The sequence below is a fragment of the Pseudomonas sp. LPB4.O genome (assembly GCF_038383825.1).
Lineage (GTDB): Bacteria > Pseudomonadota > Gammaproteobacteria > Pseudomonadales > Pseudomonadaceae > Aquipseudomonas > Aquipseudomonas putida.
In genome coordinates this window covers 1,232,159-1,253,030 of the sequence record NZ_CP151298.1, presented here as the reverse complement: position 1 = coordinate 1,253,030, position 20,872 = coordinate 1,232,159, and the positions used below count along the sequence as shown (strand labels likewise).

Below are 20,872 nucleotides of genomic sequence, written 5' to 3'. Positions count from 1 at the left end.
ATATCCTGCAAGTGGCAGGCCGAGTATATGACACAGAACAAAAAAAATTGATGACGGTCCCGCAGTTGGCCGTTTTTTGCTGAACTTACGCCGATACGGCAGACTAAATAGCTGGATACTCACCTGAAAATCACACCCAGGGCACTCACCCCATGACCCGTTCCCCCCTGCGCCGCCTGATCTTCGGCGCCCTGCGTCGCCTGTTGTACCTGTGGGTGCGCTCCGAGACCATCAACCAGTCTTCCATGTCCCTCAACCTCGACCGCAGTCGGCCGGTGTTCTATGCGCTGCCCTCGCCCGCGCTCACCGACCTGGCCGTGCTCGACCACGAGTGCACCAAGGCGGGGCTGCCGCGCCCGGTGCTGCCGGTGGCTGTCGGCCCGCTGCAGGAGCCGGCCGGGTTCTTCTACCTGACCCCCGACCCGGACTGGCTTGGCCGCCAGGACAAAAGCGGCGCCCCGCCCACGCTTGAGCGCCTGGTGGCTGCCGTCAGCCAGCATGCCGAAGAAGATGCGCAGATCATCCCGGTCAGCGTGTTCTGGGGCCAGACCCCGGCCAGTGAGTCCAGCCCATGGAAGCTGCTGTTCGCCGACAGCTGGGCGGTGACCGGGCGTTTGCGCCGGCTGCTGACCGTGCTGATCCTGGGGCGCAAGACCCGGGTGCAGTTCTCCGCGCCCATCCACCTGCGCGAACTGGTGCAGCACAACAAGGGCCACGAGCGCACCGTGCGCATGGCCCAGCGCCTGATGCGCGTGCATTTTCGCAACCTCAAGACCGCCGTCATCGGCCCGGACATCTCGCACCGGCGCAACCTGGTCAAAGGCCTGATCCATGCCCCGCAGGTGCGCCAGGCCATCGCCGACGAGGCCCAACGCGAGAACCTGCCGCTGGCCAAGGCCGAAGCACAGGCACTGCGTTATGGTAACGAGATCGCCTCGGACTACACCTACACGGTCATCCGCTTTCTCGAAGTGGTGCTCAGCTGGTTCTGGAACAAGATCTACGACGGCATCAAGGTCAACCATATCGAACAGGTTCAGGGCATAGCCCCCGGCCACGAAGTGATCTACGTGCCGTGCCACCGCAGCCACATCGATTACCTGCTGCTGTCGTACCTGCTGTTCCGCAACGGCCTTACCCCACCGCACGTGGCCGCAGGCATCAACCTCAACATGCCGGTGGTGGGTAACCTGCTGCGCCGTGGCGGCGCCTTCTTCATGCGCCGCACGTTCAAGGGCAACCCGCTGTACACCGCCGTGTTCAACGAGTACCTGCATACCCTGTATACCAAAGGTTTTCCGGTCGAGTACTTCGTCGAAGGTGGCCGCTCGCGTACCGGGCGCATGCTGCAGCCGCGTACCGGGATGCTGGCCATTACCCTGCGCAGCTTCCTGCGCTCGTCACGCACGCCGGTCGTGTTCGTGCCGGTGTACATCGGCTACGAGCGCGTGCTCGAAGGCCGCACCTACCTGGGCGAGTTGCGCGGTGCCAGCAAAAAGAAGGAGTCGGTGTTCGACATCTTCAAGGTGTTTGGCGCGCTCAGGCAGCGCTTTGGCCAGGTCTACGTCAACTTCGGCGAACCCATCCGTCTCGCCGGTTTCCTCGATGAGCAGCAGCCCGGCTGGCGTGAACAGGATCACGGCCCGCAGTACCGCCCGGCCTGGCTCAACGCCGCCACTACCCGCCTGGGCGAAACCGTGGCCCGTCACCTCAACGAGGCGGCCGCCATCAACCCGGTCAACCTGGTGGCCCTGGCGCTGTTGTCCACCAGCCGCCTGGCCCTGGACGAACGCGCCCTGACCCGCGTGCTCGACCTTTACCTGGCCTTGTTGCGCCAGGTGCCCTACTCGCCGCACACCACCCTGCCCGACGGCGACGGCCAGGCACTGATCGAACACGTGCGCAGCATGAACCTGGTGGCCGAGCAGAAGGACGCACTGGGCCGCATCCTCTACCTGGATGAAGGCAATGCGGTACTAATGACCTACTACCGCAACAACGTGCTGCACATTTTCGCCCTGCCGGCGCTGCTGGCCAGCTTCTTCCTCAGCAGCTCGCGCATGAGCCGCGAACTGCTGGGCCAGTATGTGCACGCGTTGTACCCATACCTGCAGGCCGAACTGTTCCTGCGCTGGACGCCAGAGCAACTGGACGAGGTGATCGACCAATGGCTGGCCGCGCTGGTCGGGCAAGGCCTGCTGCGCCAGGAGAACGACGTGTACGTACGCCCGGCGCCCAGCTCGCGGCAGTTCGTGCTGCTGACCCTGCTCGCCCGCACCATCACCCAGACCCTGCAGCGCTTCTACATGGCCACCTCGCTGCTGCTCAATAGCGGACAAAACACACTCAGCGCCGAAGCGCTGGAAGACCTCTGCGTGATGATGGCCCAGCGCCTGTCGATCCTGCATGGCCTGAATGCCCCGGAGTTCTTCGACAAGACGCTGTTCCGCCACTTCATCCAGACCCTGCTCCAGCAAGGCGTGGTGCATGCAGACGGGCACGGCAAGCTGGGTTATCACGACAAGCTCGCCGAGCTGGCCGAGGGCGTAGCCAAGCGTGTGCTGTCGGCCGAGCTGCGCCTGTCGATCCGCCAGGTGGCCCTGCACCGTGACGATGGCCTGGAAACTTCGACCATCTAACGGTTCATCTACCGGGAAAATCCGCTAAAGTCCCTGGGGTTGGCCACAAGCCAGCTCCAAGGACTTATGGAGATTCCATGAAAAAGCTCTTTATGCTGTGTTGCGCATCCCTGCTCGCAGCCTGTTCCAGCCAAAGCCCATCCACCCAGGCCAGCCTGGACGGTGAAGTCTTCTACCTGCAGCGTATCGCCCTGCCGCCTGCTGCTACCTTGAGCGTGGAGCTGCAGGATGTTTCGCTGATGGACGCCCCTGCCGTGACCCTCGCCCGCCAGGCCGGCCCGGTCAAAGGCAACGTGCCGCTGCCGTTCCACCTCAGCTACGACCCAGCCCAGGTCAAACCCGGCCACCGCTATGCGGTGAGTGCGCGCATCGAGCTGGATGGCAAGCTGCTGTTCATCAATACCGAACACCATGGTGTCATGCTCGACGGCAGTGACCCGAAAACTGTACGCATCAAGGTCGACCAGGTTCGCTGACACCCGTATTCATCTGTTTACAAGGAAAGCTTCATGATCCGCACTTCCCTGCGTTTTTCCACCCTGTGCGCCGGCCTGCTGCTGTCGGCCAGCGCACTGGCCCTGTCGCTGGGCGACCTGAGCCAGAAAGACGCCACTGGCGGCCTGAAAGATACCCTGACCCAGGGTGCGCAGCTGGCCGTCAAGCAGTTGAGCACCCCGGGTGGTTTCAGCAATAACCCCGACGTGCGCATCGAATTGCCGGGCAACCTGGGCAAAGCGGCCAAGGCCATGAAGATGTTCGGCAAAGGTGCACAGGTCGATGCCCTTGAAGCCAGCATGAACAAGGCCGCCGAAGCCGCCGTGCCGCAGGCCCAGGCGATTCTGGTCGATGCCGTGAAGAACATGAGCGTGACCGATGCCAAAGGTATCCTCAGCGGCGGTGACGACTCGGCCACGCAGTACCTGAACAAGAGCAGCCGCGAGCAGATCCGCGCCAAGTTCCTGCCAATCGTCAAGCAGGCTACCGACAAGGTCGGCCTGGCCCAGCAGTACAACAACTTCGCCGGGCAGGCGGTGGCACTGGGTGTGGTCGACGCCAAGAGCGCCAGCATCGAGAACTACGTGACCGAGAAGGCGCTGGACGGCCTGTTCGAGATGATTGGCAAGCAGGAGCAGAGCATTCGCCAGAACCCGGCGCAGGCCGCTACCAGCCTGGCCAAGAAGGTCTTCGGCGCCCTCTGATCCGCAACGCGGCCGCAGTACCCTCGCAGGAGCAGCCTTGTGCTGCGAAGAGGCCGGGACAGCAAGATGAATTTTCATTTGCTGCACCGGCCTCTTCGCAGCGCAAGGCTGCTCCTACAGGGCGGTGAGGTCAGTCAGGTTTTCTTCACCCTGAACCATGCCGCATACAATGCCGGCAGGAACAACAGGGTCAACGCCGTGGCCACGATCAAGCCACCCATGATCGCCACCGCCATCGGCCCGTAGAACACGCTACGCGACAACGGGATCATCGCCAGCACCGCCGCCAGTGCAGTCAGCACGATTGGCCGGAAGCGCCGCACCGTGGCTTCGATGATCGCCTGCCAACGCTCCATCCCTGCCGCAATGTCCTGCTCGATCTGGTCCACCAGGATCACCGAGTTGCGCATGATCATGCCCGCCAGGGCAATGGTGCCCAGCATGGCGACAAAGCCGAACGGCTGGCGGAACACCAGCAGGAACAGAGTCACGCCAATCAGCCCCAGCGGTGCGGTGAGGAACACCATCACCGTGCGCGAGAAGCTGCGCAGCTGGATCATCAGCAGGCTCAGCACCACTACCACGAACAGCGGCATGCCGGCGTTCACCGACTTCTGCCCACGCTCGGAATCTTCAACCGTACCGCCCACTTCCAGCAGGTAGCCATCCGGCAGCTTGGCGCGTATCGCCTGCAGGGTCGGCTCGATCTGTTTCACCAGCGTGGCCGGTTGCTCCTTGTCGTAGATATCGGCGCGCACGGTTACCGTCGGCAAGCGGTTGCGGTGCCAGATGATGCCTTCCTCGAAGCCGTACTCCAGGGTCGCTACCTGCGACAGCGCCACGCTCTGGCCGTTGTCGGTCGGCAGTGCCAGGCTGCCGAGGTTACCCAGTTCGCCACGCTCCTGCTGGGTGCCGCGCAGCAGGATCTCGATCAGCTCGTTGTCCTCGCGATACTGGCTGACCGTGGTACCGGTCAACGAGCTTTGCAGGAAGCTGGCCAGGTGCGCGGTGCTCACGCCCAGGGCGCGGGCGCGGTCCTGGTCGATTTCGAGGAACACAGCCTTGCTGGGTTCTTCCCAGTCCAGGTGCACGTTCACCACATGCGGGTTCTCGCGCACCTTGTCGGCCACTTCGCGGGCCAGCGCACGGGCCTTCTCGATGTGCTCGCCGGTGACCCGGAACTGCACCGGGTAACCCACGGGCGGGCCGTTTTCCAGGCGCGTGACGCGGGCACGCAGGTCGGGGAATTGCTGGTCCACGGTGCTGATCAGCCAGCTGCGCAGGCGCTCGCGGTCCTCCATCGACTTGGCCAGCACCACGAACTGGGCAAAGCTGGCTGCAGGCAGCTGCTGGTCCAGCGGCAGGTAGAAGCGCGGCGAGCCGGTGCCCACGTAGGCCACGTAGTTATCGATGCCATCCTGCTGCTTGAGCAGTGCCTCCAATTGCTTGACCCGCTCGGCGGTATTGGCCAGCGAGGCGCCTTCGGCCAGCTTCAGGTCAACCATCAACTCCGGACGCCCGGAGGCCGGGAAGAACTGCTGGGGCACGAAGCGGAACAGCAGGATACTGCCGACAAAGGCCGCGATGGTCAGCAGAATCACCGTCTTGCGCCGTCGCACGCACCACTCCACCACCCGCCGCACACGCTGGTAGAAGGGCGTGGCGTAAGGGTCTGGCGCGTGGCCGTCCTTGCCATGACGCGCAGCGTGCAGCTTGGCCAGGTCTGGCAGCAGGCGCTCGCCCAGGTAGGGCACGAACACCACCGCCGCCACCCACGAGGTCAACAGGGCGATGGTCACCACCTGGAAAATCGAGCGGGTGTATTCGCCAGTGCTGGAAGCAGCAGTGGCGATGGGCAAGAAGCCTGCCGCAGTGATCAGGGTACCGGTCAGCATCGGGAAGGCAGTGCTGCTCCAGGCATAGCTGGCTGCCTTGAGCCGGTCGTAACCCTGCTCCATCTTGATCGCCATCATTTCCACGGCAATGATCGCGTCGTCCACCAGCAGGCCCAGCGCCAGTACCAGCGCGCCAAGGGAAATCTTGTGCAGGCCGATGCCGAAATAGTGCATGGCGGCGAAAGTCATGGCCAGTACCAGGGGGATGGCCAGCGCCACCACCAGGCCGGTGCGCAGGCCTAGCGAGAAGAAGCTCACCAACAGCACGATGACCAGCGCCTCGACCAGCACCTGGACAAATTCGCCCACACCGGCCTTGACCGCCGCAGGTTGGTCCGAGACCTTGCGCAGCTCCATGCCGGCCGGCAGGTTGCGCGCCACGCGCTCGAACTCGCCTTCCAGGGCCTTGCCCAGTACCAGGATGTCGCCGCCGTCCTTCATCGACACGGCCAGGCCAATGGCATCCTCGCCCATGAAGCGCATACGTGGCGCGGGTGGGTCATTGAAGCCACGGTGCACTTCGGCCACATCGCCGATGCGGAACGTGCGGTCACCTACGCGGATGGGGAACTGGCGAATCTGCTCCACGCTGTCGAAGCGCCCGCTCACCCGCAGTTGCAACCGCTCGCTGGGCGTCTCGAAGAAGCCGGCGGTGCTCACCGCGTTCTGCTCCTGCAGGGCCTGCTGCACGGCCTCCAGGGGTACGCCGAGGGTGGCCAGCTTGAGGTTGGACAGCTCGATCCAGATTTTCTCGTCCTGCAGGCCCACCAGCTCGACCTTGCCCACATCCTTGACCCGCTGCAGCTGAATCTGGATGCGGTCTGCGTAGTCCTTGAGCACCGCGTAGTCGAAGCCCTTACCGGTCAGCGCATAGATATTGCCGAAGGTGGTGCCGAACTCATCGTTGAAGAACGGGCCCTGGATCTCCGGTGGCAGGGTGTGGCGAATGTCCGCGACCTTCTTGCGGATCTGGTACCACAGCTCGGGGATGTCCTTGGAATGCAGCGAGTCGCGGGCCATGAAGGTGACTTGCGATTCGCCGGGGCGCGAGAACGAGACAATCTTCTCGTACTCGCCGGTTTCCATCAGCTTCTTCTCGATACGTTCGGTGACCTGGCGCGACACTTCCTCGGCGCTGGCGCCCGGCCACAGGGTACGAATGACCATGGCCTTGAAGGTGAATGGCGGGTCCTCGCTCTGGCCGAGCTTGGTGTAGGACATGGCGCCAATGGCCGCCAGCAGGATCATCAGGAACAGGACGATCTGGCGATTGCGCAGCGCCCAGGCAGAAAGGTTGAAACCCATCGGGACTTACTCCTTGGCCGTCAGCTTCACTACACGGTTGCTGCGGTCAACAGGGCGTATTTCCTGGCCCTCACGCAGTACATGGCCACCGGCGGCGACCACCCAGTCACCGGCGGCGAGGCCTTCGAGCACTGGCACACTGTCGCTGCCATAAGCCCCCAGACGCACCTCGGCCCGCTCCAGGCGGCTATCCTTGTTGACGCGCCACACATAGGCCTGGCCGTTTTCCGCTGTAACCGCTGACAGCGGCACTGCCAACGGGATCAGCCCCTCATGGGCGATGAACACCCGGGCACTCTGGCCCAGCTCCGCCGGCGTGGCGGCCGAAGTAAAGGCGATGCGCGCAGCAAAGGTGCGCGAGCGGGGGTCGGCGGCCGGTGACAGCTCGCGGATACGGCCCTGAAAGCGCGCTTGCGGGTGTGACCACAGCTCCACACTGACCGGTTGCCCCACGGCAAAGCGGGCGAACTGCTGCTCCGGCAGGCCGATCACCACTTCGCGCTCGCCATCGGCGGCCAGGGTGAACACGGTTTGCCCGGCGGCAACCACCTGGCCCACTTCGACCTGACGCTTGGCAACCACCCCGGCCTGCGGCGCGCGCAGCACGGCATATTCGGCCTGGTTGCCAGCCACGTCGAACTCGGCCTTGGCCTGTTTCAGCCGGGCGAGGCCGGCGCGGTACAGGTTCTCGGCATTATCGAACTGGGAATGGCTGACCATCTGCCGGTCCAGCAGCTTCTGGTAGCGGTCACGCTCGGCGCGCACCAGCGCCAGGTTGGCCTCGGCAGCCGCCATCTGGGCGCGGTTGGCTTCCAGTTGCAGGCGCACGTCCTGCGGGTCCAGCTCAGCCAGCGGCTGGTCGGCCTTGACTCGCTGCCCCTCCTCAACCAGACGCTTGGTGACCTTGCCGCCAATGCGGAAGGCCAGGTCCGGCTCGAAGCGCGCACGTACTTCGCCGGGGTAACTGTCGGCAGCGGCTTCGGCCGGCTGCGGCTGCACCACCAGCGCCGGGCGCGGCGCGGCAGGCGGGGTGGCTTCCTGACCGCATGCCGTCAGTAACAACGCGGCAACGGCGGGCAAGGCGATGGACAAGGCATGGCGCAACATGATGAATCCTTTCGCGGAGGGCACTTCGAATATTTGTACTGGCGAGTATATTAAGTCAGGCAAGCGATGCCGGGAAGCCAGCGTTACAAAGAAATCCAAGCGTTTTTTGCAAGGCCGCCCGCTGTTGCCCAGCCCACAGCCGACCAACAAATTGCCCTGCCCCGCCACAGCCTAAAACCGGCAAACACGGCGCAAACCCCGCCCCACGGCCCCTCCAGCGCCCGGCACGACCTGTGCAATCACCCGTACATACCCTTCTTCATGTACCTGGAGTATTCCGATGACTGCCCTCGAACAACACCTGCCCGCCTCCGCCAACGGCGCCGACTACGCCACGCTCGCCGCACGCTTTCGGCCGATCTTCAGCCGCATTGCCGAAACCAGCGTGGCGCGCGAGCGCAACCGCACCCTGCCCCATGAGGCTATCCAGTGGCTCAAGGAAGCTGGCTTTGGCGCCGTGCGGGTACCGGTAGAACATGGCGGTGGCGGCGCATCCTTGCCGCAGTTGTTTCAGCTGCTGATCGAACTGGCCGCAGCCGACTCCAATGTGCCCCAAGCGCTGCGCGGCCACTTCGCCTTCGTCGAAGACCGGCTCAACGCCCACGCCAGCGCGCCACAGGATGTATGGTTCCGGCGTTTTGTCGCCGGCGACCTGGTGGGCTGTGCCTGGACCGAGATTGGCGCGGTGAAGATTGGCGATGTCATCACGCGCGTGTCACGCCAGGGCGAGCAGTGGGTGGTCAATGGCACCAAGTACTACAGCACCGGCAGCCTGTTCTCCGACTGGATCGACCTGTTCGCCCGCCGCGACGACACCGGCGCCGACGTGATAGCGGCCATTCGCACCCGCCAGCCCGGCGTGCGCCAGAGCGACGACTGGGATGGCTTCGGCCAGCGCACCACCGGCAGCGGTACCTCGGTGTTCGAAAATGCCGTGGTCGAGGAAGAGAACATCATCGACTTCGCCACCCGTTTCAAATACCAGACCGCCTTCTACCAGCTGGTCCTGCTGGCAGTGATCACCGGCTCCGGGCGTGCTGCAGTGCGCGATTTCAGCCACGAGACCAGCCAGCGCACCCGCGTGTTCAGCCATGGTAACGGCGCTGCCGTCAGCCAGGACCCACAGGTGCTGCAGGTGATCGGCAAGGCCTCGGGCCAGGTGTATGCAGCCGAAGCTGCGACCCTGCGTGCCGCCGAGGCCAGTCAGCAGGCGTACCTGGCACGTTTTGCCAATGACCCGGCCGCTGAACAGCAGGCCAATGTGTTTGCCGAACTGGCGTCCGCCCAGGCCCAGGTGGCGGCCATCGACCTGGTGCTACGCGCCACCAGCGACCTGTTCAACGCCTTGGGTGCCTCCACCACCAGCACCAGCCGCCAGCTCGACCGCCACTGGCGCAATGCCCGCACGGCGGCCTCGCACAACCCGGTGATCTACAAGGAGCGGATTATTGGTGACTGGCACGTGAACGGTACTCAACCGCCGTACGTTTGGCAGATTGGCGGGGGTGCGAAGCAGTCGTAAAAGCGGGGCTGCTTTGCAGCCCCGACTATTTCAGGCTGTTTGGTGTTGGCGGCTGAGGTCGCGATAACCGGCTGCCGGGTGGCTGGCCGGCAGCCGCGGGCCGTCGCCGAACAGCTTCTCGCCCAGGGTGCCGGCGCGGTATTCGGTCTTGTAGGCGCCGCGTTGCTGCAGCTCGGGGACCAGCAGCTCGACCACGTCGCGGAAGGTTTCGTGGGCCAGGGCATAGGTCAGGTTGAAGCCGTCGACATCGGTTTCTTCAACCCAGGCCTGCAGTTCGTCCGCCACCGTTTGCGCACTGCCGACGATCAGCGGGCCAAAGCCGCCGATGCCGACCCAGTCGGCGAGTTCTTTATCAACACGATTCATGCCAAAAATAATCGTTATAAATCAGTAATTTATATACAAAAAAACAGCACTGATGCCTGAGCGACGACATCACTGTCGAACAACTGTCCGCTGGCAGACAGCAGGCAAATGTGAGCTGGTTTTAGCCGGATCGCGCCTGACCCGTTAAGATGGTGATTCTTAAACCAGATGCAGACCACAATGCCCAACGACGCACCCATCGGCCCAGGCCGGCCAAAGGACCTGGTCAAGCGCGAGGCGATTCTCGAAGCGGCCAAGGCCCTGTTCCTCAGCCTTGGTTACGCCAACACCAGCATGGATGCGGTCGCTGCGGCGGCAGGTGTTTCAAAACTCACCGTGTACAGCCACTTCACCGACAAGCAGACCCTGTTCTGCTCGGCGGTCATGGCCACCTGCCAGATCCAATTGCCTGACCTGCTGTTCGAGTATCCCGAGGGGGTGCCGGTGGAAGAAGTGCTACTGACCATTGCCCGCAACTTCCAGGCGCTTATCAGCAGTGACGAAGCGGTCAAGCTCAGCCGCCTGATCATGGCCCAGGGCAGCCTGGACCCGAGTTTTGGCGAGTACTTCTACGAAGCCGGGCCCAAGCGCGTGCTGGCAGGGATGGAAGCGCTGCTGCGCGGCGCGGATGAGCGCGGGCTGTTGCGCATCGACAACCCGCTGCGTGCGGCGGAGCACTTCTTCTGCCTGGTCAAGGGAGCGCCGGATTACCGCTTGCTGCTGGGGTGCGCGGGGCCGCTGGAGGGCGATGAAGCCGAGGCGCATGTGCGCGAGGTGGTAAGAGTATTCTTGCGGGCTTTCCATCCTGAAAACACCTATCACGCCCCACGGTAGGAGCGGGTTTACCCGCGAAAGGGCTGGGCCTACCGGCCAATTCCCACCTGCCGTTCACCGTTGCAGCCACCACCGTATTCGAGGGTAAACCTCCACACTGATCGGTGGTGGACACACATCGGGGGCTGGATACAAGCCGCTCCTGCACGGACCACGCTCGCCAATCAGCCAGAGCCCGTTTAACCGACACGCCCACCTAGCATTTTTGCCAGTAGCCAACCATGCAATTCGCCCGCAAGCTTGTATTTAAGCTACGAATATAAGCACGCCCCCATGACAGTTCAAAAACTGAAGATCTTTTACAAAGGCAATAAGCTGTCAACTTTATATACAAGCAGCGCTCAGCAGACCGTGCTCAGCGCCAATAACCTAAACCTATGCGAAATGATAAGCCTACCTTCGCAAGCGAGCCTCTTGGGCACTGACACACAAGCATCAACCATTAACATGGTTTCAGAAAGCCAGACGACCATTACTTACGGCCCCTACGGCTATGACAGTACCCCGCCGGCCAATACATTGTTATCTCGATTCACAGGCCAGAGCTGGTTACCCTCTGCCATAGGCTACTTGCTGGGTAATGGTCATCGTCTGTTCAATCCAGGACTGATGCGCTTTCACAGTCCAGATACCTGGTCGCCATTTGAAAGGGGGGGGATTAATGCTTACGCTTACTGCACCAATGATCCTATTAACAGATCGGATCCTAGCGGCATGTTTTCGATAGTAAAACTCATGAAGGGAGGATACAGCGTAAAAAAAATTTCTTCCCGCTTGGATCAAGAAAACCCCAGCCTCACACGCCGACAATACAAAATACTTAAAAATCACATTGCGACCCAAAAAGCTAAAGGCGCGACAGAGACAAAATCCCACGACAACAAAATAAAAAACGAAGGTGACCAAAGAATACTCAACGCCACCCTCCAAGAATCCATATTAACGAGCCTTACGCCTGTAAAAATCAAGGGTAAAACACGATACATCGGCTCGATAGACTTACCATCCTGGGAAGATCTAAACGACAGATTTGAAAAAATCAAAGCTGTAGGCATGAGCGACATTGCCCCTACCTCCGCTACCTTCTCGGGGATACCGAATCAGCCTTCGCATACCTGGCCGAGAAACAAGCCACCATCGCAAAACCTCCTTGATTTCACAGGTAATTACATCAACCGGGAAGTAAATAGACTCCGCAGTATCGCAGAATGGCCTTAAGGCGAAGCTAACAAAGTGATTTCACAGTTGCGCTCAGGCCTTCAGCGCCTTCTTCGGATATATATCATACCGGCTCGACTTGCCCTCTAGACTATGGCTGGGCTTCGGCCCGTCGATGATCGGCGCCTTGCGCGGGCGCTTTACCACCACCCGGTGGCTGGCCAGCGCCAGGGCCGCTTCGAGCAGGGCCGGGGCATCCAGGTCGTCCCCCACCAAGGGCCGGAACACGCGCATTTCCTTTTTCACCAGGGCGCTCTTGTCGCGGTGCGGGAACATCGGGTCGAGGTAGATGACCTGCGGCGCCTCCCCTTCCCAGGCGCGCATACGCTCGATGGCGTTGCCGGTCAGCAGGCGCATGCGCCCGACAATCGGGCCCACCTCGTCATCCGAGCGCGCCCGCGCCAAGCCATCTTCCAGCAGCGCGGCAATCAGCGGCTGGCGCTCGATCAGGGTCATCTGGCAGCCCAGGCTGGCCAGCACGAACGCATCTTTGCCAAGACCTGCCGTAGCATCCAGCACCTGCGGCCGCACGCCTTGGGCAATGCCCACGGCCTTGGCGATCATCTGCCCGTTGCCACCGCCAAACTGGCGCCGGTGGGCGGCCTGGCCTTCGACAAAGTCCACCCGCACCGGCCCTGGTGCCTGTGGCCCAAGCTGCTGGATCTGCAAACCCTCGGCGCCGACCTGCACGGCGAAGCCGGCGCTCTCGTCCTGTAGCGGCAGGCTTAGGCGTTCAGCCCACACCTTGGCCTGCTCCGCATACTCAGCCGACATCGCCTCGACCCTGATACCCGTGCCTTGCTCTTCCATCGTCCACACCTAAAAAATCAAACCAAGCCTTAATGAATCAGCAGCCACGGCCGATACAGGCAATATCCCGCTATTCTGCCAGAGCACAACGCGCGCGACTGCCATGTCAGATACTCTTCCTATCGGCTTGACCTATTTGTCGCCTGTCGGCAACTACAGTCAGCACAACACCCAGGCACTCGGGGGCGTCAGCCACCTGTGGCAGGATTTCTTTGCCCGGGCCATGGCCGAGCAGCAGGAAGAGCCCGTAGACAGCGTCAGCCAGTCGTTCGTGCAGTACGACCACGACAGCGGCGAACCCATCGGCGGCGCCCGTGCGCTGGCCCTGATCGACGCCCAGCGCGCCTGCCCGGTGCTGGACAACGAGGTAACACCGCCCGAGCCGTTGTTCTTGCCCAAGGCAGAGCTTGAAGCCAGCCTGCTGCCGCCTGCGCCTGAGCCGTTCAGTGCCATGGAACTGATTGAACAGCAGCGCCAGCTCGACACCAGCAATAGCTGGATGCGCCCGGTGGTGATGAGCCAAGGCCATCCGATTGCCGAGCCCGGCCCGGGCCCAGCCCCGCGGTCGTTGTTCCTGCCCATTGCCGAGTTCGAGACCAACTTGCTGGACCCGGCCCCCGAGCCGTTCGACGACGCTACCTTGGCCAGGCAGCAGAACGATCTGGAATTCGACATCCATTGGGCACGCCCGGTGGTGCTGAACAACGTACGCGTTCACGCCTGAGGCTAACGGCACACCTGCCAGCGCCCCATGTCCAGGTGGAAGTGATTGTGGTGCGCGGCGTTGTAGCCCGGCCCCAGTACTGTGCTGAAGCTCTCGCAAGCCGCCTGCTGCACCTGACGCAAGAATTCTGCCTTCTGCCCCCCTGCCTGCCAGTCACGCGCCAGGACGATGCGCTGGCCGTCCTGCAAGCGAAAACCGCTGATATCCAGCGCATTGGCCGTAGCGTGCTGGCTCAGGCGGCCCTGCTTGCGGTGGTAGACATTGCGGCAGGCAAAGCTGCCCAGGTGATCGACCTGCGTCACCGGTTGGCCCAGCACCCGCTGCGCCAACGGCTGCAAGCCGTGGTTTTCGAAAAGTGCATAAGCCACCGCCAGCGGGCAACTGGCCAGGAAGCTGCTGCTTAGCCGCGCCTGGCCGCCCTCGATGCGCCACACGTTCTGCAACGGGCAGTTGGCCGCAGCCGGGCTGTCGGCTTGCGCCCGGTAGCGCAGCTGGCTGGTTTCCAGTGCCTGCCGGCACAAGGCCGGGTCATTGCGCAGGCGTGAAAGCTTGTACGGCGTCAGCAGGTTGGGCGGCTGACGCACATCCAGCGGCGCCCAGGGGTTCCACACGGCAGGCAGGCGCCAGCCGAAGTGCCAGGCCAGGCCGGCCAGCACCAACAGGCCGGCCAGCAGCGCCAGCATTGCCCGCATCAGCGGCGGAACAGGTCGTTGAGCTGGGCAAACGGCAGTGCCTGCTCACCGTAGCCGAACGTACCCTCGTTGCGAATCTCCAACGCAGCACGGTGGAAGGCCCCCAGCGCAGCACGGGCCAGCGACGAGCCGACGCTGATGCGGCGCACGCCCAGGTCCTGCAACTGGTTCACGCTCAGCGACACACCCGCCATGCCCATCAGTACGTTCACCGGCCGCGGTGCGACGGCCTGCACCACCGCACGTACTTCCTCGACGGTGCGCAGCCCGGGGGCATAGAGCACATCGGCGCCGGCCTCGGCATAGGCTTGCAGGCGCAGGATGGTGTCGTCGAGGTCCATGCGGCCATGCAGCAGGTTTTCTGCCCGGGCGCACAACGTGAACGGGAACGGCAGGCTACGCGCAGCCTGCACGGCGGCGCGCACGCGCTCCACGGCCAGCCCGAGGTCATAGATGGGCGCATCACTGCGGCCACTGGCATCTTCGATGGAACCACCTACCAGGCCGATTTCGGCAGCACGCAATATGGTCTGGGCACAATCTTCAGGCATGTCGCCGAAGCCGTTCTCAAGGTCCGCAGCCACCGGCAACGCAGTGGCATCGACGATCTCGCCGGCGTTGTCCAGGGTATCGTCCAGGCTCAAGGCGCCTTCGGCGTCTGGGCGGCCCAGGCTGAATGCCAGGCCGGCACTGGTGGTGGCCAGCGCCTCGAAACCCAGGCTGGCAAGCAGCTTGGCGGAGCCGGCGTCCCACGGGTTGGGGATGACGAACGCGCCTTCGCGCTCGTGTAAAGCCTTGAAGGCTTCGGCTCGCAGGGTTTGCACATCCATGGTTCAACCTCCGGCAGTCAGGGAAAGGTCAGAGTAAGCCCAGTTGTTCGACCTCGGGCGCGCGCGGCAATTCCGGCAAAGGTGCAAGACCTGGCAGGCGTGCCATCAGGCGTTGATGGAAATGCTGGGCCAACGCCGCAGCCAGGCGATTGTCCGAGGTGTGCAGGAAGATATAGGGGTTGCGGCCTTCCTCGATCCAATCGGCGATTTTTTCTACCCAAGGGCTGAGGAAGGTGTGATTGGCCTCCAGCTCCGGATGGCCGATGAAGCGCACCTGTGGGTGCTGGCTGAAGGCCGCAGGGCGTGGCGGCACCTTGGGCTTCTTCGACTGCGCATGCAGCACGGCAGGGTCGCGCGAGGTGCAGCTGAACAACGCACGCGGGTCCAGGCAGATGCGCTCCACGCCGCGTTCGTGCAGCAGGCGGTTGAGCAGGCGTTCTTCTTCACCCTTGGCGAAGAAGGCCTGGTTACGCACTTCCACGGCCACCGGCAGGCCGATCTCATCGAGGAAGTGGCAAAGCTCGCCCAGGCGCGCCGGGCCGAACTGGGCCGGCAACTGCAGCCAGTACGGCGAAACGCGCTTGCCCAGCGGGGCCATCAGCCGCGTGAAGTCGAAGGCAGGCTCCAGTTGATCACGCAGGTCACCCTCGTGGCTGATGTCCCGGGGAAACTTGGCGGTGAAACGGAAGTGCCCGGGCATCACCTGCGCCCAGCGGGCAATGGTGCCGGGGGCGGGGCGTGCATAGAAGGTGGTATTGCCCTCGACGGCGTTGAACACCTGGCTGTAAAGGCCAAGCATTTCGTTGCTGTTGGCATCGGCGGGATAGAGGTAGTCGCGCCAGGCGTTTTCGCTCCAGGACGGGCAACCGAGAAAATAAGGCAGTGGTGGTGGACTCATCCACTAAATGTACAGGTCGAGCCCCAGTACTTCCATGTCCCAGTCGGTGAAACCGGCGGTGCTCAGGTAGCTGGCCAAGGCAGTGGCGGTGCGCCGGTCACGGGCGCGGGGGAAGACCATGTCCTGCTGGCGGGCTGGCAGGCCACCGCTGCGGCGGCGGGCGGTGGCCTCCACGGGGGCGCCCTGGCTGTCTTCAATCAGCTCGGCATCATCGATGGCCTCGTCACGCGCCGGTGCCTTGCGCGGGGTGCGCTTGACCGGGTAGGACTGCGAAGAGAAACCGTCGATACGCATGGCATGAGCACTCAGGACCAATGATGGCAATTTAGCAGCATCAGGGTTCCGTCGCTAATGCTTGACTGATAACTGGACCACAGATCGCGCAAAAGGTTTTAGAGTGATCGGCGATAACCGACGAACAACACTCAGTGCTTCTTGGGCGTAGCTACATTATCGCGCAGATATACCGGTTGCGCCTGCTCGGCAACGATTGCCTCATCACGAGCCCAGGCGAAGGTAGCCAGGCTGAGAATGTCCAGCGCATTGGGCAAGGCGCCAGGGTTGCTGGCCGCCACCTGTACCGCCAGGCGCTCGGCATAGCCCCATCCGGTACCGGCACCGAACCACTCGCCACTGCTGCCCGCCGGCAGCGCTACCTGTTCGGGCGGCAACACCGCCTCGCGGCCGACCAGGCGCATTTCGCCGGCCGTGGCCTGGTAGCAGCCCCAGTACACTTCATCCATACGCGCATCGATCGCAGCCGCCACCTGCTGCACGCCCTGCTCGCGCAAGGCACCCTGGGCCAGCGCGGCCAGGTTGGACACCGGCAGCACCGGGCGCTCCAGCGCGAAGGCAAGGCCTTGGACCACACCAATGGCAATGCGCACGCCGGTGAAGGCGCCCGGGCCACGGCCAAAGGCGATAGCATCCAGTGCATTCAGCGCAACGCCGGATTCCGCCAGCAACTGCTTGATCATCGGCAGCAGCTTCTGCGCGTGCTGACGCGGGATCACCTCGTAATGGCTGGTTACCTTGCCGTCATGCAGCAGCGCGACGGAACAGGCTTCGGTGGCGGTATCCAGGGCCAGCAGGGTGGTCATCGAACGGGTATCCAGGTGCGAATGAAAAGAGCGGCAGTATAGAGCAGCAGCGGCGTTGTGTCCCGAAGGGGCGCTGTGCGGCCTTTGCAGGTGGCCTGGCGCGGTCCCTGTAGGAGCGCCAGGCCGTGGATCGCAGGCCTGAAACGACAACGGCCCGCTAGCGGGCCGTTGTCGGGGGGCGTCAGGCGCTGATCAGCTCAGGGCTGCCAGGACCTTGGCAGTGATGGCGTCGACCGAACCGACACCTTCAATGTGGCTGTACTTCGGCTTGCCGGCATTGGCGGCCGACAGCTTCTGGTAGAACTCCACCAGCGGCTTGGTCTGGGTGTGGTAGACCGACAGGCGATGACGAACGGTTTCTTCCTTGTCGTCGTCGCGCTGGATCAGGTCTTCACCAGTGACGTCGTCCTTGCCTTCCACTTTCGGCGGGTTGTACTGAATGTGGTAGGTACGGCCCGAGGCCAGGTGTACGCGGCGGCCAGCCATGCGGCCGACGATTTCTTCGTCGTCCACGGCGATTTCGACCACGGCGTCGATGTCGACACCGGCAGAGACCATGGCTTCGGCCTGCGGGATGGTGCGTGGGAAGCCGTCGAACAGGCAGCCGTTGGCGCAATCAGGCTGGGCGATGCGCTCCTTGACCAGGCTGATGATCAGCTCGTCGGAGACCAGCTGGCCGGCATCCATGACTTTCTTCAGCTCCAGGCCCAGCGGGGTGCCGGCCTTGACGGCGGCACGCAGCATGTCACCGGTGGAGATCTGTGGAATACCGAACTTTTCGGTGATGAACTTTGCCTGAGTACCTTTACCGGCCCCGGGAGCTCCCAGCAGAATTACGCGCATCTTGTGCTCCTCAAATTTTTTTATGAAATTCAATGGATTCGGCAACCAGGGCCAAGTCCGGAAAATCGGGTATGACCATAAAACGGTCAGAAGGCTGCTCAAGATACACAGCGCCCGGCAGCCATACAAGCGTCCCAAAGTTGCAGGAATGCGCCACTTGTGGCCGACCGGGCAGGTGGTTGCGCCCGGCGCAACCACCCTCCCCTTACCCGTGCAGGGCCTGCACGCCACTCACCCCTGCTGGCTTGGGCACACCGTCATCCGGTATTGCGCAGCCCGGCGGCAATACCCGCCACGGTCACCAGCAAGGCCTGCTCCAACGGGCTGTCCAGAGCGGCTTCGCGGCTGCGCGAGCGGGCCAGCAACTCGGCCTGCAGGCGGTGCAGCGGGTCCAGGTAGGTGTTGCGCAGGCTGATGAATTCCAGCGTCTCGGGGCTGTGCGCCAGTAGCACCTGCTGCCCGGTCAGCCCCAGTACCACCTGGCAAGACTGCGACAATAGGTCGCGCAGGTGTGCACCTAAAGGAAGCAAGCGGGGTTGCACCAGACGTTCGTCGTAGGCCTCGGCAATTTGCGCATCGGCCTTGGCCAGCACCATTTCCAGCATGTCGATGCGGGTGCGGAAGAACGGCCATTGCTCGCGCATCTGCGCCAGCAACTCACCTTGGCCACGGGCCAAGGCATTGCTCAGCGCGGTTTCCCAGCCCAGCCAGGCCGGTAGCATCAGCCGGGTCTGGGTCCAGCCGAAGATCCATGGGATGGCCCGCAGGCTTTCGATCCCGCCTGCCCGGCGCTTGGCCGGGCGGCTGCCCAGCGGAAGGCGCCCCAGTTCTTGTTCCGGCGTGGACTGGCGGAAGTACTCGACAAAATCGGGGTTGTCGCGCACCACGCTGCGGTACGCCTTGACGCCATCAGCAGCCAACTGGTCCATCACCTCGCGCCAGGCCGGTTGCGGGGGCGGCGGTGGCAACAGCGTGGCTTCGAGCACAGCGGCCAGGTACAGGTTCAGGTTTTGCTCGGCGATGCCCGGCAAACCGAACTTGAAGCGGATCATTTCGCCCTGTTCGGTGGTGCGGAACCGCCCCGCCACCGAACCCGGTGGCTGCGACAGGATCGCTGCGTGGGCCGGGCCACCGCCGCGCCCTACCGTACCGCCCCGGCCGTGGAACAGCAGCAGTTCGACCTGGTGTTCGGCGCAGATGCGCACCAGGTTTTCCTGGGCCCGGTACTGCGCCCAGGCCGCCGCCGTGGTGCCAGCATCCTTGGCCGAGTCGGAGTAGCCGATCATCACTTCCTGCGGGCCGCGCAGCCCGGCCCGGTAACCCGGCAGGCCGAGCAGGCGCTGCATCACCGGCCCGGCGTTGTCCAGGTCAGCCAGGGTCTCGAACAGCGGTACCACACGCATGGGGCGGGTCAGGCCGGCTTCCTTGAGCAACAGTTGCACCGCCAGCACATCCGAAGCGGCCCCGGCCATGGAAATGACATAGGAGCCCAGCGAGGCAGCGGGCGCGGCGGCGACTTCCCGGCAGGTGGCCAGCACCTCGGCGGTGTCTGCCTGCGGCCTGAAGTGCGCGGGCAACAGCGGGCGGCGGTTTTTCAGCTCGGCCTGAAGGAATTCGATGCGGCGATCTTCATCCCAGTCGGCATAGCGGCCCAGGCCCAGGTAGTCGGTGATTTCGGTCAGCGCGTCACGGTGGCGGGCAGCGTCCTGGCGCACGTCCAGGCGGCCCAGGAAAAGGCCGAAAGTGACGGCGCGGCGCAGGCAATCGAGCAACGGCCCTTCGGCGATAACGCCCATGCCGCATTCGTGCAGCGACTGATAGCACAGCTCCAGCGGCGCAATCAGGTCGCGGTTATCCACCAGCACTTCGGCGCTGGCCGGTTGGCTGCTGGTCAATGCCGAATGCGCCCAGGCACGCGTCGCCCGCAAGCGGTCGCGCAGTTGCTTGAGCACCGCGCGGTAGGGTTCGGCACTGTCGCCCACCCGTTCGCGCAAAGCGTCACTGGCCTGCTGCATGGACAACTCGGCGGCCAGTGCATCGATGTCGCGCAGGAACAGGTCGGCGGCCATCCAGCGCGCCAGCAACAGCACTTCCCGGGTAACGGCGGCAGTCACATTGGGGTTGCCGTCACGGTCACCGCCCATCCACGAGGCAAAGCGGATTGGCGCGGCCTCCAGCGGCAGGCGCAGGCCGGTGGCATCCAGCAGAGCCTTGTCGACCTTGCGCAGGTGGCTGGGGATGGCGTGCCACAGCGAATGCTCGATCACCGCGAAGCCCCACTTGGCTTCGTCTACCGGCGTCGGCCGGGTGCGGCGGATTTCTTCGGTGTGCCAGGCCTCGGCAATCAGCCGGCGCAGGCGTTCCCGCACCTGCTGGCGTTCGTCCGGGGTCAGGTCACGGTGGTCCTGGGCAGCCAGCTGGCCGGCGATGGCGTCGTACTTCTGGATCAAGGTGCGGCGGGCCACCTCGGTGGGGTGCGCGGTAAGCACCAATTGGATGTCGAGCTTGGCCAGCTGCCGAGCCAGGGCATCGTTGCTATGCCCGGCCTGCTTCAGGCGCGCCAGCAATTCGGGCAGCACACGGGCCTCGAAGGGTTCGGGCTGGCCGGCGTCGCGGCGGCGGATCAACTGGTACTGCTCGGCCATGTTGGCCAGGTTGAGGAACTGGTTGAAGGCCCTGGCCACGGGCAGCAAGTCTTCTTCGGCAAGGTCGGCCAGGGTGGACGTCAGTTGCTCGCCAGGGCCACGGCGGTCGGCCTTGGCACTGTGGCGGATATCTTCGATTTTCTGCAAAAACGCATCGCCATGCTGCTGGCGAATGGTTTCGCCGAGCAGCTCACCCAACACATGGACATCTTCACGCAAACGCACATCGATATCGGTCATTGGCC

At 63.6% G+C, this 20,872-nt stretch carries 17 protein-coding genes and 1 pseudogene; 7 read left to right on the top strand and 11 right to left on the bottom strand.

All coding sequences use genetic code 11. The features are described 5' to 3' along the window. Positions 1-152 precede the first annotated feature (152 nt). The 3 genes from plsB to MRBLPB4O_RS05635 all read left to right on the top strand — a co-directional run bounded on the left by plsB (position 153) and on the right by MRBLPB4O_RS05635 (position 3,838). Positions 153-2,639, top strand: a complete 2,487-nt coding sequence (gene plsB, locus MRBLPB4O_RS05645) for a glycerol-3-phosphate 1-O-acyltransferase PlsB (RefSeq protein ID WP_341797751.1) — start codon at positions 153-155, stop codon at positions 2,637-2,639. 77 nt (positions 2,640-2,716) lie between these two features. Further along, complete coding sequence (locus MRBLPB4O_RS05640) at positions 2,717-3,115, top strand: YbaY family lipoprotein (RefSeq protein ID WP_016501181.1); 399 nt, start codon at positions 2,717-2,719, stop codon at positions 3,113-3,115. Positions 3,116-3,148: 33 nt separating this feature from the next. Next, positions 3,149-3,838 carry a DUF4197 domain-containing protein gene (locus MRBLPB4O_RS05635; protein ID WP_016501182.1) on the top strand — a complete coding sequence of 230 codons (690 nt, stop codon included), beginning with the start codon at positions 3,149-3,151 and terminating at the stop codon, positions 3,836-3,838. Between the two features lie 134 nt (positions 3,839-3,972). Here the strand turns inward: MRBLPB4O_RS05635 and MRBLPB4O_RS05630 are convergent, their stop codons facing one another. Next, positions 3,973-7,038 (bottom strand): efflux RND transporter permease subunit, encoded by a 3,066-nt coding sequence (locus tag MRBLPB4O_RS05630; protein WP_341797750.1) that lies wholly within the window; start codon positions 7,036-7,038, stop codon positions 3,973-3,975. A gap of 6 nt (positions 7,039-7,044) precedes the next feature. Further along, on the bottom strand, positions 7,045-8,145 hold the full coding sequence (locus tag MRBLPB4O_RS05625; protein ID WP_341797749.1) for an efflux RND transporter periplasmic adaptor subunit: 1,101 nt from the start codon (positions 8,143-8,145) through the stop codon (positions 7,045-7,047). Between the two features lie 280 nt (positions 8,146-8,425). Between MRBLPB4O_RS05625 and MRBLPB4O_RS05620 the strand changes: the two genes are divergently transcribed. Continuing rightward, positions 8,426-9,667 carry an acyl-CoA dehydrogenase family protein gene (locus MRBLPB4O_RS05620; protein WP_341797748.1) on the top strand — a complete coding sequence of 414 codons (1,242 nt, stop codon included), beginning with the start codon at positions 8,426-8,428 and terminating at the stop codon, positions 9,665-9,667. A gap of 30 nt (positions 9,668-9,697) precedes the next feature. Here the strand turns inward: MRBLPB4O_RS05620 and MRBLPB4O_RS05615 are convergent. Continuing rightward, positions 9,698-10,018: pseudogene (locus MRBLPB4O_RS05615) on the bottom strand (5,10-methylene tetrahydromethanopterin reductase); the annotation flags it as partial. Positions 10,019-10,201: 183 nt separating this feature from the next. On the opposite strand from MRBLPB4O_RS05615, the gene MRBLPB4O_RS05610 reads away from it, so the two are divergent. Together MRBLPB4O_RS05610 and MRBLPB4O_RS05605 are read left to right on the top strand one after the other, a co-directional pair. Continuing rightward, complete coding sequence (locus tag MRBLPB4O_RS05610; protein WP_341797747.1) at positions 10,202-10,867, top strand: TetR/AcrR family transcriptional regulator; 666 nt, start codon at positions 10,202-10,204, stop codon at positions 10,865-10,867. A gap of 273 nt (positions 10,868-11,140) precedes the next feature. Beyond that, positions 11,141-12,085, top strand: coding sequence for an RHS repeat-associated core domain-containing protein (locus tag MRBLPB4O_RS05605; RefSeq protein WP_341797746.1), 945 nt, complete (start codon positions 11,141-11,143; stop codon positions 12,083-12,085). 33 nt (positions 12,086-12,118) lie between these two features. Here the strand turns inward: MRBLPB4O_RS05605 and MRBLPB4O_RS05600 are convergent, their stop codons facing one another. After that, entirely contained in the window at positions 12,119-12,895 is a 777-nt protein-coding gene (locus MRBLPB4O_RS05600; protein ID WP_049275042.1) for a class I SAM-dependent methyltransferase, read from the bottom strand. Between the two features lie 103 nt (positions 12,896-12,998). Between MRBLPB4O_RS05600 and MRBLPB4O_RS05595 the strand changes: the two genes are divergently transcribed. After that, complete coding sequence (locus MRBLPB4O_RS05595; RefSeq protein ID WP_341797745.1) at positions 12,999-13,619, top strand: energy transducer TonB; 621 nt, start codon at positions 12,999-13,001, stop codon at positions 13,617-13,619. Positions 13,620-13,621: 2 nt separating this feature from the next. On the opposite strand, the gene MRBLPB4O_RS05590 is transcribed toward MRBLPB4O_RS05595, so the two are convergent. From MRBLPB4O_RS05590 to ppc, 7 genes are all read right to left on the bottom strand, one after another. Beyond that, positions 13,622-14,311 carry an extensin family protein gene (locus tag MRBLPB4O_RS05590; RefSeq protein ID WP_341797744.1) on the bottom strand — a complete coding sequence of 230 codons (690 nt, stop codon included), beginning with the start codon at positions 14,309-14,311 and terminating at the stop codon, positions 13,622-13,624. Further along, positions 14,311-15,141 (bottom strand): isocitrate lyase/phosphoenolpyruvate mutase family protein, encoded by an 831-nt coding sequence (locus MRBLPB4O_RS05585; protein WP_241799655.1) that lies wholly within the window; start codon positions 15,139-15,141, stop codon positions 14,311-14,313. Before MRBLPB4O_RS05585 ends, MRBLPB4O_RS05590 begins: the two co-directional genes overlap by 1 nt. A gap of 28 nt (positions 15,142-15,169) precedes the next feature. Then, positions 15,170-16,039, bottom strand: coding sequence for a DUF72 domain-containing protein (locus MRBLPB4O_RS05580; RefSeq protein WP_341797743.1), 870 nt, complete (start codon positions 16,037-16,039; stop codon positions 15,170-15,172). A 3-nt stretch (positions 16,040-16,042) separates the two neighbouring features. Beyond that, positions 16,043-16,333, bottom strand: a complete 291-nt coding sequence (locus MRBLPB4O_RS05575) for a hypothetical protein (RefSeq protein WP_016501190.1) — start codon at positions 16,331-16,333, stop codon at positions 16,043-16,045. Positions 16,334-16,464: 131 nt separating this feature from the next. Further along, entirely contained in the window at positions 16,465-17,139 is a 675-nt protein-coding gene (tsaB, locus tag MRBLPB4O_RS05570) for a tRNA (adenosine(37)-N6)-threonylcarbamoyltransferase complex dimerization subunit type 1 TsaB (protein WP_016501191.1), read from the bottom strand. 192 nt (positions 17,140-17,331) lie between these two features. Continuing rightward, complete coding sequence (adk, locus tag MRBLPB4O_RS05565; RefSeq protein ID WP_016501192.1) at positions 17,332-17,982, bottom strand: adenylate kinase; 651 nt, start codon at positions 17,980-17,982, stop codon at positions 17,332-17,334. Between the two features lie 257 nt (positions 17,983-18,239). Continuing rightward, complete coding sequence (gene ppc, locus MRBLPB4O_RS05560) at positions 18,240-20,867, bottom strand: phosphoenolpyruvate carboxylase (RefSeq protein ID WP_341797742.1); 2,628 nt, start codon at positions 20,865-20,867, stop codon at positions 18,240-18,242. Positions 20,868-20,872 lie beyond the last annotated feature (5 nt).

Bases quoted from the DNA above. Each gene is read 5' to 3' on its own strand.
- plsB (WP_341797751.1), top strand. From the start codon at position 153: ATGACCCGTTCCCCCCTGCGCCGCCTGATCTTCGGCGCCCTGCGTCGC.
- MRBLPB4O_RS05640 (WP_016501181.1), top strand. From the start codon at position 2,717: ATGAAAAAGCTCTTTATGCTGTGTTGCGCATCCCTGCTCGCAGCCTGT.
- MRBLPB4O_RS05635 (WP_016501182.1), top strand. From the start codon at position 3,149: ATGATCCGCACTTCCCTGCGTTTTTCCACCCTGTGCGCCGGCCTGCTG.
- MRBLPB4O_RS05630 (WP_341797750.1), bottom strand. From the start codon at position 7,038: ATGGGTTTCAACCTTTCTGCCTGGGCGCTGCGCAATCGCCAGATCGTC.
- MRBLPB4O_RS05625 (WP_341797749.1), bottom strand. From the start codon at position 8,145: ATGTTGCGCCATGCCTTGTCCATCGCCTTGCCCGCCGTTGCCGCGTTG.
- MRBLPB4O_RS05620 (WP_341797748.1), top strand. From the start codon at position 8,426: ATGACTGCCCTCGAACAACACCTGCCCGCCTCCGCCAACGGCGCCGAC.
- MRBLPB4O_RS05610 (WP_341797747.1), top strand. From the start codon at position 10,202: ATGCAGACCACAATGCCCAACGACGCACCCATCGGCCCAGGCCGGCCA.
- MRBLPB4O_RS05605 (WP_341797746.1), top strand. From the start codon at position 11,141: ATGACAGTTCAAAAACTGAAGATCTTTTACAAAGGCAATAAGCTGTCA.
- MRBLPB4O_RS05600 (WP_049275042.1), bottom strand. From the start codon at position 12,895: ATGGAAGAGCAAGGCACGGGTATCAGGGTCGAGGCGATGTCGGCTGAG.
- MRBLPB4O_RS05595 (WP_341797745.1), top strand. From the start codon at position 12,999: ATGTCAGATACTCTTCCTATCGGCTTGACCTATTTGTCGCCTGTCGGC.
- MRBLPB4O_RS05590 (WP_341797744.1), bottom strand. From the start codon at position 14,311: ATGCGGGCAATGCTGGCGCTGCTGGCCGGCCTGTTGGTGCTGGCCGGC.
- MRBLPB4O_RS05585 (WP_241799655.1), bottom strand. From the start codon at position 15,141: ATGGATGTGCAAACCCTGCGAGCCGAAGCCTTCAAGGCTTTACACGAG.
- MRBLPB4O_RS05580 (WP_341797743.1), bottom strand. From the start codon at position 16,039: ATGAGTCCACCACCACTGCCTTATTTTCTCGGTTGCCCGTCCTGGAGC.
- MRBLPB4O_RS05575 (WP_016501190.1), bottom strand. From the start codon at position 16,333: ATGCGTATCGACGGTTTCTCTTCGCAGTCCTACCCGGTCAAGCGCACC.
- tsaB (WP_016501191.1), bottom strand. From the start codon at position 17,139: ATGACCACCCTGCTGGCCCTGGATACCGCCACCGAAGCCTGTTCCGTC.
- adk (WP_016501192.1), bottom strand. From the start codon at position 17,982: ATGCGCGTAATTCTGCTGGGAGCTCCCGGGGCCGGTAAAGGTACTCAG.
- ppc (WP_341797742.1), bottom strand. From the start codon at position 20,867: ATGACCGATATCGATGTGCGTTTGCGTGAAGATGTCCATGTGTTGGGT.